The 13319-nt window shown below is 66.3% G+C and carries 11 protein-coding genes; 8 read left to right on the top strand and 3 right to left on the bottom strand.

Annotated elements, in window-relative coordinates; all coding sequences use genetic code 11:
* Positions 1-90: 90 nt before the first annotated feature.
* Positions 91-2100, top strand: a complete 2010-nt coding sequence (locus BXA07_RS23345; RefSeq protein WP_139335713.1) for a glycoside hydrolase family 3 protein — start codon at positions 91-93, stop codon at positions 2098-2100.
* Between the two features lie 133 nt (positions 2101-2233).
* Here BXA07_RS23345 and BXA07_RS23340 read toward each other — a convergent pair whose 3' ends face one another.
* The gene (locus BXA07_RS23340) at positions 2234-3352 is read right to left on the bottom strand and encodes a Gfo/Idh/MocA family protein (protein ID WP_076571324.1); all 1119 of its coding nucleotides are present in this window, start codon (positions 3350-3352) and stop codon (positions 2234-2236) included.
* Between the two features lie 33 nt (positions 3353-3385).
* Positions 3386-4579, bottom strand: a complete 1194-nt coding sequence (locus BXA07_RS23335) for a phytanoyl-CoA dioxygenase family protein (RefSeq protein ID WP_076571322.1) — start codon at positions 4577-4579, stop codon at positions 3386-3388.
* 107 nt (positions 4580-4686) lie between these two features.
* On the opposite strand from BXA07_RS23335, the gene BXA07_RS23330 reads away from it, so the two are divergent.
* From BXA07_RS23330 to BXA07_RS23300, 7 genes are all read left to right on the top strand, one after another.
* Positions 4687-5718 (top strand): LacI family DNA-binding transcriptional regulator, encoded by a 1032-nt coding sequence (locus BXA07_RS23330; protein ID WP_076571319.1) that lies wholly within the window; start codon positions 4687-4689, stop codon positions 5716-5718.
* An 86-nt stretch (positions 5719-5804) separates the two neighbouring features.
* Positions 5805-6749 (top strand): DMT family transporter, encoded by a 945-nt coding sequence (locus tag BXA07_RS23325; protein ID WP_076571317.1) that lies wholly within the window; start codon positions 5805-5807, stop codon positions 6747-6749.
* A 113-nt stretch (positions 6750-6862) separates the two neighbouring features.
* Positions 6863-7318 carry a homoprotocatechuate degradation operon regulator HpaR gene (gene hpaR / locus BXA07_RS23320; RefSeq protein ID WP_244556381.1) on the top strand — a complete coding sequence of 152 codons (456 nt, stop codon included), beginning with the start codon at positions 6863-6865 and terminating at the stop codon, positions 7316-7318.
* A gap of 356 nt (positions 7319-7674) precedes the next feature.
* Complete coding sequence (locus BXA07_RS23315) at positions 7675-8841, top strand: porin (protein WP_076571312.1); 1167 nt, start codon at positions 7675-7677, stop codon at positions 8839-8841.
* Positions 8842-8869: 28 nt separating this feature from the next.
* Positions 8870-9394, top strand: a complete 525-nt coding sequence (locus BXA07_RS23310) for a sorbitol dehydrogenase family protein (RefSeq protein ID WP_244556380.1) — start codon at positions 8870-8872, stop codon at positions 9392-9394.
* Positions 9395-9403: 9 nt separating this feature from the next.
* Complete coding sequence (locus tag BXA07_RS23305; RefSeq protein ID WP_076571308.1) at positions 9404-11014, top strand: GMC family oxidoreductase; 1611 nt, start codon at positions 9404-9406, stop codon at positions 11012-11014.
* Positions 11011-12423 carry a c-type cytochrome gene (locus BXA07_RS23300; RefSeq protein ID WP_076571305.1) on the top strand — a complete coding sequence of 471 codons (1413 nt, stop codon included), beginning with the start codon at positions 11011-11013 and terminating at the stop codon, positions 12421-12423. The genes BXA07_RS23305 and BXA07_RS23300 overlap by 4 nt, the downstream gene beginning before the upstream one ends.
* A gap of 52 nt (positions 12424-12475) precedes the next feature.
* Here BXA07_RS23300 and BXA07_RS23295 read toward each other — a convergent pair whose 3' ends face one another.
* Positions 12476-13240: an SDR family oxidoreductase gene (locus BXA07_RS23295; RefSeq protein ID WP_076571303.1), complete on the bottom strand. Its 765-nt coding sequence runs from the start codon at positions 13238-13240 to the stop codon at positions 12476-12478.
* Between the last annotated feature and the right edge of the window lie 79 nt (positions 13241-13319).

Raw genomic sequence — 13319 nt, 5'->3', positions numbered from 1 at the left:
GGTCAAGAAACTCACGCATTCTCACGCTATATTGTTTTCGGCCGGCCTTGCTGCCGCGCCTAGATACCTACAAAAACAGTCTTGGAGATAATGATGAATTGCACTTTGAAACCGATGGCCCGCGTGGTCGCCGGCTGCGTCGCCACGCTTGCCCTGGCCGCCTGCGGCAACGACACGGGCAGCGAGGGATACACGCAGCCCGTGTTCGGCGCCACCACCTACACCCAGCTCAAGGTTGACGGCTATACCTTCAAGGACATGAACCGCAACGGCAAGATCGACCCCTACGAAGACTGGCGCCTGCCGGCCGAGGAGCGCGCGGACGACCTGCTGTCGCGCATGAGCCTGGACGAAAAGGCGGGCCTGATGATGCACGGCACGGCGCCCACCGTGTCCGACCCTTCCGGCATCGGCCTGGGCGGCGCGTATGACCTGGCGGCCCTGCAGGATCTGGTGGTCAGGCAGTACGTCAACACCTTCATCACGCGCATGGCGGGCGACACGGCCAATATGGCGGCCCAGTACAACAAGCTGCAGGCGCTGAGCGAAACCTCGCGCCACGGCATTCCCGTGTCGATCAGCACGGACCCGCGCCACCATTTCCAGTACACGGTGGGCGCCAGCGCCGGGACCCAGGGTTTCTCGCAGTGGCCTGAAACCCTGGGCTTGGCCGCCATCGGCGACGACGCGCTGGTGCGCCGCTTCGGCGACATCGCGCGCCAGGAATACCTGGCCGTCGGCATCACGCAGGCGCTGTCGCCGCAGGCGGACCTGGCGACGGAACCGCGCTGGGCGCGCATCAACGGTACCTTTGGCGAAGACGCGGACCTGGCCAGGCGCATGGTGCAGCACTATATCGAGGGTTTTCAGGATGGCAACACTGGCCTGCATGACGGCAGCGTGGTGGCCGTCGTCAAGCACTGGGTCGGCTATGGCGCCACGAAAGAGGGCTACGATGGCCATAATTACTATGGCCGCTACATGACCTATCCGGGCAACAATTTTGCGTATCACGTCAAGCCGTTCGAAGGGGCGTTCACGGCCAAGGCGGCTTCCGTCATGCCCACGTATGCCATGCCAGACGGTAATATCACCGTCGACGGCATCACCCTGGAGCAGGTGGGAGCCGGTTTCAGCAAGACCTTGCTGACGGACTTGTTGCGCGGTAAATACGGCTTCGAGGGCGTGATCCTGTCCGACTGGGGCATCACCTCCGACTGCGACGCCAACTGCCGCAACGGCACGGCGCCGGGCGTGGCGCCTTCCTTCATCGGCTTCGGCACCCCGTGGGGCATGGAAGACGCCACCAAGGCCGAGCGCTACGTGAAAGCCGTGACGGCGGGGATGGACCAGTTTGGCGGCGTGACGGAAGCGCCATATCTGACGCAAGCCGTGCAGCGGGGCCAGCTGACGGAAGCGCGCATCAGCGCCTCGGCCCGGCGCATCCTGATCCAGAAATTCAAGCAGGGCCTGTTCGAGCATCCGTTCGTCGATGCGGCCAGGGCGGCGGCCACCGTGGGCAAGGCGGACTTCATCGAGGCGGGCCTGGATGCCCAGCGCCGCTCGCTGGTCTTGCTGGAAAACAAGGACAAGGTCTTGCCGCTGGCCGCTGCCGTCAAGAAGGTCTACCTGTACGGCATCGATGCGGCCGTGGCCAAGCAGTACGGCTACACGGTGGTCGCCACGCCGCAGGAAGCGGACGTGGCCCTGCTGCGCGTGGCCGCGCCGTATGAAACCCTGCACCCGAACTACATCTTCGGCAGCATGCAGCACGAGGGCCGCCTCGATTACGTCGACGGCAACGCCGACTACGAGGCGATCAAGAACGCGGCGAAATACGCGCCGAAGACGGTGGTCACCGTGTACCTGGACCGTCCCGCCATCCTCGGCAACGTGCAGGACAAGGCCAGCGCCATCGTCGCCAACTTCGGCGTGAGCGACGGTGCGCTGTTCGATGTCCTGACGGGCAAGGCCAAGCCGCAGGGCAAGCTGCCGTTCGAGCTGCCGTCGTCGATGGCCGAAGTGCAGGTGCAGAAATCGGACGTGCCGTATGACACGGCCCATCCGCTGTACAAGTTCGGCTACGGCCTGGCCTACTAACAACGCCTAACAAAACCGTAGCGAGCGGAAGGGAGGCTCGGCGCCCCCGTTGGTTCGAGAAGCGCAACTGTACGAAGGTACAGTGAGCATCGGAGGCCGTAAATCACGACGCGCAGTAGGTTTTGATAGGTGTTCAGCGCACGGTAATCCAGCTGCGCTCCTGCACGGAGCGCAGCGCGGCGGCTATCAGGCGGTCCACCTCGTAGCCGTCGCGGAAGGTGGGCCAGACCGGCTTGCCGCTGGCAATGGCCTGCAGAAAATCGCGCGCTTCGATGACGATCTGCTCGTTGTACCCGGTGCCGTGCCCCGCGCCCTGGCTGAACGCCAGGTAGTCGGGGTGGGCAGGGCCCATCAGCAGGCGCTGGAAACCCTGGCGCTGCGCGGGGCGGCCGGCGTCATACAGCCACAGCGCATTCTGGTCTTCCTGGTCGAAGGCGATCGCGCCTTTGGTGCCCGTGATGCGGTAGGTGTAGCCCATCTTGCGCCCGGCCGCCACGCGGCTGAAGGTCAGGGCGCCGAGCGCGCCGCTGGCAAAGCGCAGCATCACGTTGCCCTGGTCGTCGTTTTCCACCGCTTCCATGCCGTGCGGACCTTGCCGCTGCGCGTGCACGGTATTCATGTCCGCCACCAGCGCGTCGACGGGGCCGCCCAGGCGCAGGGCCAGGTTGAGCAGGTGCGAACCCACGTCGGCCAGCGCACCGGCGCGCGTCGCCGTCGCCTCGCGCGTGCGCCAGGATGCCGGTGCGCGCGGGTCATGCAGATAGTCTTCCACGTGTTCGGCGGCGACATGGATGATTTCGCCGATTTCACCCGACTCGATGATCTGCCGCGCCAGCTGGCTGGCCGGCGTGCGGATGTAGTTATAGCCGACCATATTGGCCACGCCCGCGCTTTCCGCTGCCTGCGCCAGCAGCAGGGATTCGGCGGCCGTCATGCCCAGCGGCTTTTCGCAGAATACGGGTTTGCCCAGGGCCAGCGCGGCCAGCACGATGTCCTTGTGCGTGGCCGGCGGCGTGGCGACGATGACGGCGTCGATGGCGGGATCGTTGACCAGCGCGCGCCAGTCGCCCGTGGAGCGGTTCCAGCCCAGTTCCTGCGCGCTGCGGGCGGCGCCTTCTGCGCTGCTGGTGCCGATGCATTCGCACATGGGATTCAGGGCCGTATGAAAAATGCTGCGCACGGCCTTGTAGGCGATGGTGTGGGCCTTGCCCATGTAGCCGGCGCCGATCAGGCCGATGTGGATGTCTTGCATATGCGGATACTCCGATGGTGACGTGGTGAGGGATCAGGCTTGCCGGCGCCAGGCGTGGCTGTCCAGGGCGTCGACAAAGCGCGCCAGCGGCCAGTCCTGCGCCAGCGCTTCGTGCATGAGCTGCTGCTGCGTGGGCGGCGCCATGCCGGCGATGGGTTGATCGCGGTCAAGGTTGCTGGGGAAGGCATAGCCTTCGGCGCAGGCGGCCACCGCGTGGCGCACGCCAGCATCGTCGAGGGCGCCCCGGGCGCGCAGCACCTGCAGGGCCGGATACAGGGCGGCGCTCATGGCGCGGCGGTTCAGCGCTTCCATGGCGCGGCCGAACGGCGACGACACTTGCAGCAGGTTGGCCATGCGGCGGATGTCGGGCGAGCGGTTATGGCCGGCCGCGTGGAACAGGGCGGGGTTGAAGAACACGGCGTCGCCTTTGGACAGGGGCAGCTGCACGCAATGCTGCGCAAAATAGTCGCGGAAAGGCCGCTGCTGCCAGGCGAGAAAGCCGGCCCGGTAGCGCTGCGACCCGGGCAGGTACAGGGTGGGACCCGATGCCAGCGGCATGTCGCAGTGGGCGACGGCGCCCTGCAGGGTGAGCAGGGCCGACATCTGGTGCACGGGCGCGGGGTAGGCGGCGCAGGCGGTGGCGCTCTGGAAGCCCAGGTGATAGTCGCGGTGCGGCGCCTGGGCCGCTCCGCCCGGGTTGACGACATTGACTTGCGCCGTCATCTGGTAGGCGGGGCCCAGCCAGGATTCGGCGATCCACGCGAAGACGGGGTTGGCGTAATAGCGGGCGAACGCCTCGGGGGCGCGCAGGCACAGTTTCTGCTGGGCGTTCCAGATGCGGTCATTTGCTCCCGGCTTGGCGAAATGGTCGCCGCCCGCCTGGCCGCTGGCATGCTGTTCGGCGATCAGGTCGCGAAACACGCGACTCACCTGTTCCAGCGTGTCCATGTCGGCGACGGCGCGCTGGAGCACGATGACGCCCGGGCCATCCATCAATGCCTTGCCCCATTCGGCCTGCAGCGCGCGCAGTGAATCCGGAGCGCCAGCCAGGACGCGCACGGCGTCGCAGTCGTAGACGAGGATGTTTTCTTCCACTGAAGCGGCGTGGGGATAGTCGGCCTGCGCCGTGGACTGGCTGACGGTGGCGATGAAGTCTTGCAGATCGCAGTTTTCTGATGCTAGCCAGAAGGGGCTGGCCGGCGCTGCGCCGGCGTCTGTGGTGGGCATGCGGTGTCTCCGTTGTTTAAGTTGTAGAATCAGTATAGGGATGAAAATCCGCATTTATCATCAAGAAATCCATCAAAAAACCATCAATTCTTGAACATGGACATGGCATGACGCATCCGTTTCCCGTCAAGGTCGTGGCGCTGCAGGCCGGCGTCAGCGTGGCCACCGTCGACCGCGTCATCAAGGAGCGCGGCGGCGTGCATGCCAATACCGTGCGCCGCGTGAGGCAGGCGCTCGACGAACTGGCGCGGCAAAGCACGCAGGTGGGCCTGGCTGGCCGAAAATTCATGCTCGACGTGCTGATGGTGGCGCCGCGCCGCTTTACGGACGCCGTGCGCGCCGCGCTGGAGGCCGAATTGCCGTCGCTGCACCCGGCCGTGCTGCGCTCGCGCTTTCACCTGCATGAAACCCTGGAGGCGGACGGCATCGTCGGCCTGATCGAGCGCATCCGCAAGAACGGCAGCCATGGCGTGCTGCTCAAGGCGCCGGACTTGCCGGCGGTGGCGGAAGCGGTGAACCGGCTGGCGGCGTCTGGCATTCCCGTCGTGACCCTGGTGACGGATTTGCCGTCCTCCGCGCGCCGCAGCTATGTGGGCATGGACAACCGCGCCGCGGGCGAGACGGCCGCCTATCTGGTCGGCCAGTGGCTGGGCAGCCGGAAAAGACAGCTGGTGCTGGTGACCCTGAGCAGCAACCGTTTTCATGGCGAGGAAGAGCGCGAGATCGGCTTTCGCCGCGCGCTGCGCGAACGGCACCGCCATTTGTCCATCCTCGAAGTGAGCGAGGGCCACGGCATCGACGGCGCCACAGGAGCGCTGGTGCGCGAAGCGCTGGCCGCGCATCCGGGCATCGCCGCCGTGTATTCTATCGGCGGCGGCAATGCCGCCATCGTGCAGGCGTTCGCGCAGGCTGGCCGGCCTTGCCAGGTCTTCATTGGCCACGACCTCGACGCGGACAATGTGGCGCTGCTCAAGTCGGGCGCCATCCAGGCCGTGCTGCACCACGACCTGGGCCAGGACATGCGGCGCGCCTGCCAGGAGGTGCTGCGGGCGCAGGGGGCGCTGCCGGCCTTGCCCCAGCCGGCGCCCTTGTCCGCCATCCAGGTCGTCACGCCGTGGAACCTGCCCGCCCTGACTTGAGGGCGCCTGTCTGCCGGACAGGGCTGACGGCGGTGCGTGCCGCATGCCATACTGGCATCCTTCAATGATGACGAGGGTGTGGCGGCATGGGGCGTGGGATCATATTTGGCTTGCTGGCCGGCGCCTTCTGGGGCGCCGTGTTCATCGTGCCCGTCTTGCTGCCGGACTTTTCGCCGCTCGAATTGATGGTGGGGCGCTACGTCTGCTACGGCGCGCTGGCGGCCGGCCTGATGCTGCCGCGCCTCTTGCCCCTGCTGCGGCGCTTGCGGCGCGATGACTGGCTGGCCCTGCTGCGCCAGGCGCTGGCCGGCAATGTCGTGTATTACCTGCTGCTGGCGTATGGCGTCAAGCTGGCCGGCGTGGCGCCCACCTCGCTGATCATCGGCCTACTGCCCCTGAGCGTGACGCTGTCCGGTCACAAGGACCACGGCGCGCCGCCCTTGCACCGCCTGGCCTTGCCGCTGCTGGTGGTGGCCGCGGGCATCGCCTGCATCAATGTCGATATCTTCAGCCATGCAGGCGGCGCGGACGGCGCCAGCCCGGCGCACAGGTTGGCGGGCGTGCTGTGCGCCATCGGCGCGCTCGCCTGCTGGACCTGGTATGCGCTCGACAACGCCCGCTTCCTCAAGCGCCACGCGCATGTCCGCGCCGTGGAGTGGGCCATGCTGTATGGCCTGGCCAGCGGCGTCATCGCCCTGGCCGCGGGCGCCGTGATGCTGGCGCTGCAACCGGCAAGTGGCGCCGATGGCGGGCTGGCGCGCGACTGGCCCAGGTTCTGGCTCGTGTGCCTGCTGCTGGCGCTGGGCGCTTCCGTGATCGGCAACTACCTGTGGAACCTGGCGTCGCGCCTGGTGCCGGTGACCCTGTCGGGCCAGCTGATCCTGTCGGAGACCCTGTTCGCGCTGCTGTACGGCTTCGTCTATGCGCAGCGCATGCCGCGCCCGCTGGAGTGGGCGGCCATGCTGCTGCTGACGGCGGGCGTGCTGTGGTCCGTGCAGCGGCATGCGCACGAGGAGGGAGAAGGGCGGTGAGAAGGGCGTGGGGCAGGGCGGACGTAGCGAAAAATACATCGTTGCCTGTCCGCCGTTTGCCCAGGGGCGGCCGTATAATGACGCTCATTTGCCGGCCACCGAGGGAGTCCCGCTTGCAGTTACCGATCCGTTATCCGAACATGCCGCAACTGCTGCTGAAGGCGCGCGACAGCCTGCTCCAGCATTTCCGCCCCATCCTCAATCACTTCGGCGTGACGGAGCAGCAGTGGCGCATCATGCGCGCGCTGAACGAAAGCCCCACGCTGGAACCGCGCGAACTGTGCGAGATCTGCCAGATCTCCAGTCCCAGCATGAGCGGCATCCTGGCCCGCATGGAAGAAACGGGCCTGATCGGGCGCAGCAAGTTCGAAGGCGACCAGCGCCGCCGCAAGGTGCACCTGTCGGAAGCGGGCGCCAGTTTGCTGCTGCAGATGGGTAAACTGATCGACCTGCAATACGCCCACCTGGAAGAGGCGTATGGCAAGCAGGTGTTCGAAGACATGCGCCACGCGCTGGAAGCCTTTATTGCCCTCGAAACCCTGCCGGTGGCGCCCGCCATCCTGCGCTGAACCCCCAAACTTCCCCTTGCCTGCGCATCCATCGAGCGCGTGTTTTTCGACACGCGCCGCCGCTGCTTTTGCCATGCCCGTTCCACGCATTGCCGCATCCTGCCGGGCTTGTGTCCGGACCTCTGTCAGTTTTGCTAGAAGACTAATCAATGTTTTGCTATAAGACTACGCCTTACAGTCAATCACTTACATGTGAGTAAATAAGCGTATAATTTGCCACACTTGATCCAGATCAAGGAGAACAGCGGGTGCCCCCATCACGGATAGGGCGGCGACGCGGCGCTACAGCCGGTATTGCCTGATCACGGCGGAAATACTTGGCGGGCGTACAATAAAACAGGAAAGTCAGGAAAAAAATGAACACTACTAGCATGCGCGCTGCGGCGCTGGCCGTCTCCACGCTCATCGGCGCAAACGTTTGCGCCCAAGGCAATGTCACCATCTACGGCGTGGTCGATGCGGCCACCGCCTACGCGAGCAACCAGGGCGGCAAGTCGAACACCTACATGCGCAGCGGTAACTTGTCTGCCAGCAAGATCGGTTTCCAGGGCGTGGAAGACCTGGGCGGCGACCTGAAGGCGCTGTTCCTGCTGGAAAACGGCTTTGAAAGCGACACGGGCGCGCAAAGTTCCGCCAGCTCCCTGTTCAACCGCCAGGCTTACGTGGGCCTGCAATCGACAGCCTACGGCACCCTGACGGCCGGCCGCCAGTACACGCCGTATTACCTGCTGGTCGGTTCCCTGGCGTCAAGCAATGTCTTGACGGGCGCCACGGGCGCGCATCCCGGCGATATCGACGGCCTCGACACCACCGTGCGCATCAGCAATTCCGTCACCTACAGCATGCCAGCGTGGCGCGGCTTGCAGGCCAGCGCGCAGTACGGCTTTGGCGAAGCGGCCGACGGCAATGCCGCGGGCAGCAGCGTCAGCGCCGCCGTCAAGTACAGCACCTCGCCGGCCGAATTCGCGCTCGGCTACCTGAAACTGAAAAATGGCGAAAATGCCATGGGCTGGAGCAACAATGCCTCTGCCAGCTTCGGCATTTCCGCCATCAACCAGGGCTATGCCTCGGCCGACAGCATCGAATTCATCGCCGCCAGCGCGCGCTACACGATGGGCAAGTGGATGGTGGGCGCCAACGCCAGCAACGTGCAATACCAGCCGGGCAGCCATTCCACCTTCCGCGACACGGCCATCTTCAACACGGCCGGCCTGATTGCCAGCTACCAGTGGACGCCGCAGTGGTTCCTGAGCGCCGGCTACAGCGACACCTACGCCAGCCGCGCCAACGGCATCGCCGACCGCGCGCGCTACCGCCAGCTGTCGTTCGAGCAGAATTATGCGCTGTCCAAGCGCACGGCCGTCTACCTGATCGAAGCGCGCCAGCTGGCGCGCGGCCAGACCCTGGGCCTGGATGGCGCCGTCGTCGGCGCCGTCGCCTCGGTGGGCGATTCGCAAAACGGCACGCCGTCGTCGAACGGCGGCCAGACGGTGCTGATGGTCGGTCTCAAGCATTCTTTCTGAACGGTTGCTGAACTCACGGGAGCTTCAATTGGACGCTACACATAACAAGGAGGGCCGCGGCCCCCTGAATCCCGGCCGCCGCATGGTGCTGGCCGGCTTGCTGTCGGCTTCGGCCGCGGCGCTGATTCCCTGGGCGCTGGCCGAACCGGTCGCCAATGCGGAGCAGGGCGCCTTCCTGGGCGTGTCGGCCATGCTGGTCGGACGCCAGGTGCTCGACCCCGTGCTGGCCAAACGGCTGTATGAGGCGCTGGTGGCGCAGGACGCCGCCTTCCCGGCGAACGTACGGGCACTGCTGGCCCTGATCAATGCGCAGGGCTTGCAGGCGGCCGGCCTGCAGGAAGCGCTCGATGCGCTCGCTCCCGCCCAGTCGCCGCTGGCGGCCCTGCCGCGCCAGATCGCCAGCGCCTGGTACCTGGGCATCGTCGGCACGGGCGAGGCGGCCGTCTGCGTCGCCTACGAGCAGGCGCTGAACGCGGCCGTCGTGGCCGACGTGCTGAAACCCCCCACGTATTCCTACGGCGCCTACGGCAGCTGGGCCAGAAAACCAATTTAAGGAGCCATCATGGCTGAAGAACTCTCCGCCGATTACCTCGTGATCGGCTCCGGCATCATCGGCTCGCTGGCCGCGCGCAAGCTGGCGCTGGCGGGCGCCTCGGTGCTGATCCTGGAAGCGGGCCCGCGCGTGTCGCGCGGCGAAATCGTCGCCCGTTTCCGCAACACGACGCGCCGCAGCGACTGGATGTCGCCGTATCCGTCCGTCGCCACGGCGCCGCACCCGATCTACCAGCCCAAGGACAACGGCTACCTGGTGCAGGCCGGCCCGTATCCGTATCCGGCCGAATACATCCGCCAGTTCGGCGGCACCTCGTGGCACTGGGCCGCGCAGGCCTGGCGCAACGTGCCGAACGACTTCCGCATCCACACCTTGTACGGCGTGGGCGTCGACTGGCCCATCAGCTATGAAGACCTGGAGCCGTTCTACCAGGAAGCGGAAGAGATCATGGGCGTCTCCGGCGCCGACAACACGGGTTCGCCGCGCAAGCAGGCCTTCCCGATGGATTCCGTGACGGAGCCGTACGCCATGCGCCGCATCCGCGAACGCCTCGACCCCTCGTTCAAGGTGGTCGGCAACACGGTGGCGCGCAACAGCGTCAGCTACGACGGCCGCCCGGCCTGCTGCGGCAACAACAGCTGCCAACCGATCTGCCCCATCGATGCGCAATACCACGGCGGCATCGCCGCGCAGCAGGCGGAAGCGGCCGGCGTGAAGATCGTCTGCAATGCCAACGTCTACAAGCTGGAACACGACGCGCAGGGCCGCATCACGGCCGCCCTGTACTACGACGTGGACAAGAACAGCCACCGGGTCACGGCCAAGACCTTCATCCTGGCCGCCAACGGCATCGAAAGCCCCCGTTTGCTGCTCGTTTCCGCCTCGGACAAATACCCGAACGGCCTGGCCAACAGCAGCGACATGGTGGGCCGCAACCTGATGGACCACCCGAGCACCTCGATCACCTTCGACGCCGATGAAGACCTGTGGCTGGGCCGGGGCCCGCAAAGCCCCAATTCCATCAATACCATGCGCGATGGCGACTTCCGCAGCCAGCATTCGCCGTACCGCCTGGACTTCACGAACATCTCGCGCGTCGATGGCGCGACCAAGGAGCTGATCGGCAAGGGCGTCTTCGGCGAGGAATTCGAACAGCAGCTGCGTTTCCGCTCGGCGCGCGAAATGAGCCTGAAAAACGTGCTGGAAGTGCTGCCGAACCCGGAAAACCGCATCGCGCTCAGCAGCGAAAAAGATGCCATGGGCATCCCCAAACCGCAGGCGCACTATGCGATCGACGACTACACCAAGCGGGGCCACGAGCGCTCGAAGCAGGATTTCGAGCAGATCGCCAGGTTGATGGGCGGCACCAACTTGCGCCACAGCAAGGAAGGCGTGTTTGCCAACAACCAGCACATCTGCGGCACCCTGTCGATGGGTTCCGATCCCACCAAGGCCGTGTGCGACCAGTGGGGCCGCACCTTCGACCATGCCAACCTGTTCCTGTGCAGCACGGGCGTGCTGCCCACGTCCGGCACCTGCAACTCGACGGAAAACGGCCTGGCCGTGGCCTTGCGCACCGTCAAGCACATCCTCGACGAACAACAGGGAGGAGCGGCATGATGGCGACCTTCAGAATGGCGGCCGGCGTCGCCTTGCTGTCCCTGGCCTTGCCCGTGCTGGCGGCGCAAGCTCCTGGCGCCGATGCGCAGTCCATCGAGCGTGGCCGCTACCTGGCCACGGCCGGTGACTGCATCGCCTGCCATAGCGTGCCGGGCGGCAAACCGATGGCGGGCGGCCTGGCCCTGGCCACGCCGCTGGGCGCCATCGTTGCCACCAACATCACGCCATCGGCCACGCACGGCATCGGCAAGTACACGCTCAAGCAGTTTTCCGACGCCGTGCGCCATGGCGTGCGCGCCGACGGCGCCAACCTGTATCCGGCCATGCCCTATACGGCCTACGCCAGGGTGACGGACGCGGACACGGCGGCCCTGTACGACTACTTCATGCATGGCGTGGAGGCCGTGGACACGGCGCCGGCGCAAAAGACGGACTTGCCGTTCCCGTTCAACATCCGCCTGTCGATGGCGGGCTGGAACTGGCTGTTCCTCGACACAAAGCCGTTCGTCGCCGATACGGCCAAGAGCATGGAGTGGAACCGCGGCGCCTACCTGGCGCAGGGCCTGGCCCACTGCAGCACCTGCCACACGCCGCGCAATGCGCTGATGGCCGAGCAGCTGTCGAAACAGCTGGGCGGCGCGGACCTGGGTACCTGGTTTGCGCCGAACATCAGCTCGGACGTCAACAGCGGCGTGGGCGGCTGGAGCCAGCAGGAGCTGGTCGACTACCTGCGCACGGGCCGCGCGGCCGGCAAGGCGCAGGCGGCGGGACCGATGGCCGAAGCCATCGACCATAGCTTGCGGCACCTGAGCGACGCGGACCTGAACGCCATCGCGCACTACGTCAAGAGCGTGCCGGCCATCCGCGACAAGGCCGACACCAAGCCCGTGACGCAATGGGGTCAGGCGGGCGATGACCTCGCTGCCATCCGCGGCGTGGCGCTGCCGCAAAACCTGAACAAGATGTCGGGCGCGCAGCTGTACGATGCACAGTGCGCCAGCTGCCACCAGGCCCGGGGCGAGGGCAGTTTCGACGGCAGCCTGCCGCCGCTGTTCCACAACTCGGTAACGGGCCGCAGCAACAGCAACAACCTGGTGATGGCGATACTCGATGGGGTGGAGCGGCCGGACGGCAAGGGGCGTCATGCCGCGGGCCAGGCTGCAAGCCACGTCATGCCCGCCTTCCGCCAGACCTTGTCGGACGAGCAGATCGTCACCCTGGGCAATTACGTGCAGAAGATGTACGGCAATCCTGACGTCAAGGTGACGGCGGAACAGGTGACGACCCTGCGCAACGGCGGGGCACCGTCGAACCTGATCGGCCTGGCCCGCGCCGCCATCATCGTCGGCGTGCTGGTGCTGCTGGCCTTGCTGCTGTGGTGGCGCGGACGCCGGCGCAAGGGCGCATAACTGCAAGCGATGGCAAAGGCCGGGGCCAGACTGGAGAGTCTGGCCCCTTTTCTTATGCCGCGAAGCCGCCGTCGATCTTCAGCCCCGCGCCCGTGACGAAGGCCGCTTCCGCGCTGGCCAGGTAAGCCACCATGCCGGCGATTTCCTCGGCCGTGCCGTGGCGGGGCAAGGCCATCAGGCCGTGCATCAGGTCCGCGAAGTCGCCCGTGGGCGGATTCATGTCGGTGGCGACAGGGCCCGGTTCGACGTTGTTGATGGTGATGCCGCGCGGTCCCAGGTCGCGCGACAGGCCCTGCGTCAGGCCGATCAGCGCCGATTTGCTCATCGCGTAGGCGGCCGCGCCGCCGAACGGCATGCGGTGCGCATTCGTGCTGCCGATGTTGATGATGCGCCCGCCCGCCTGCATGTGCGGCACGGCCGCCTTGATGGCGACGAAGACGGCCCGCACGTTGACGGCGATCGTCTTGTCGAAGTCCGCCAGCGAAAAATCGTCAATGGCGCCGGGCAGGAACACGCCCGCATTGTTGACGAGGATATCGAGGCGGCCGAACTGCGCCGCCACCTTGGCGATGGCGGCCGTCAGGGCCGCGGCGTCGGCCGCATCGGCTTGCACGCCCTGCGCCTTGCCGCCGGCCGCCTCCACCGTGGCCGCCAGCGCCTGCGCTTCGGCGGTCGAGCTTTGATAGGTGAAGACGACAGTGGCGCCCTGGCTGGCCAGGCGGCGCACGATGGCGGCGCCGATGCCGCGCGAGCCGCCCGTCACAAAGGCGATCTTGTCGTGCAGCGGACGGGAGGCGATGATGGCTTGGGTTTGCATGATGGGCTTTCTGTGTGGTAGAGAAGATGCAGCCAGTATCGGCCATGCATTGCCTGTGCGGTAGCCATGAATCGCTACA

Origin of the sequence: Janthinobacterium sp. TND4EL3 (assembly GCF_900156175.1) — a bacterium.
Lineage (GTDB): Bacteria > Pseudomonadota > Gammaproteobacteria > Burkholderiales > Burkholderiaceae_D > Janthinobacterium.
Note: the sequence above shows the minus strand (reverse complement) of the source record. Positions and strands in the feature narration are given on the sequence as shown.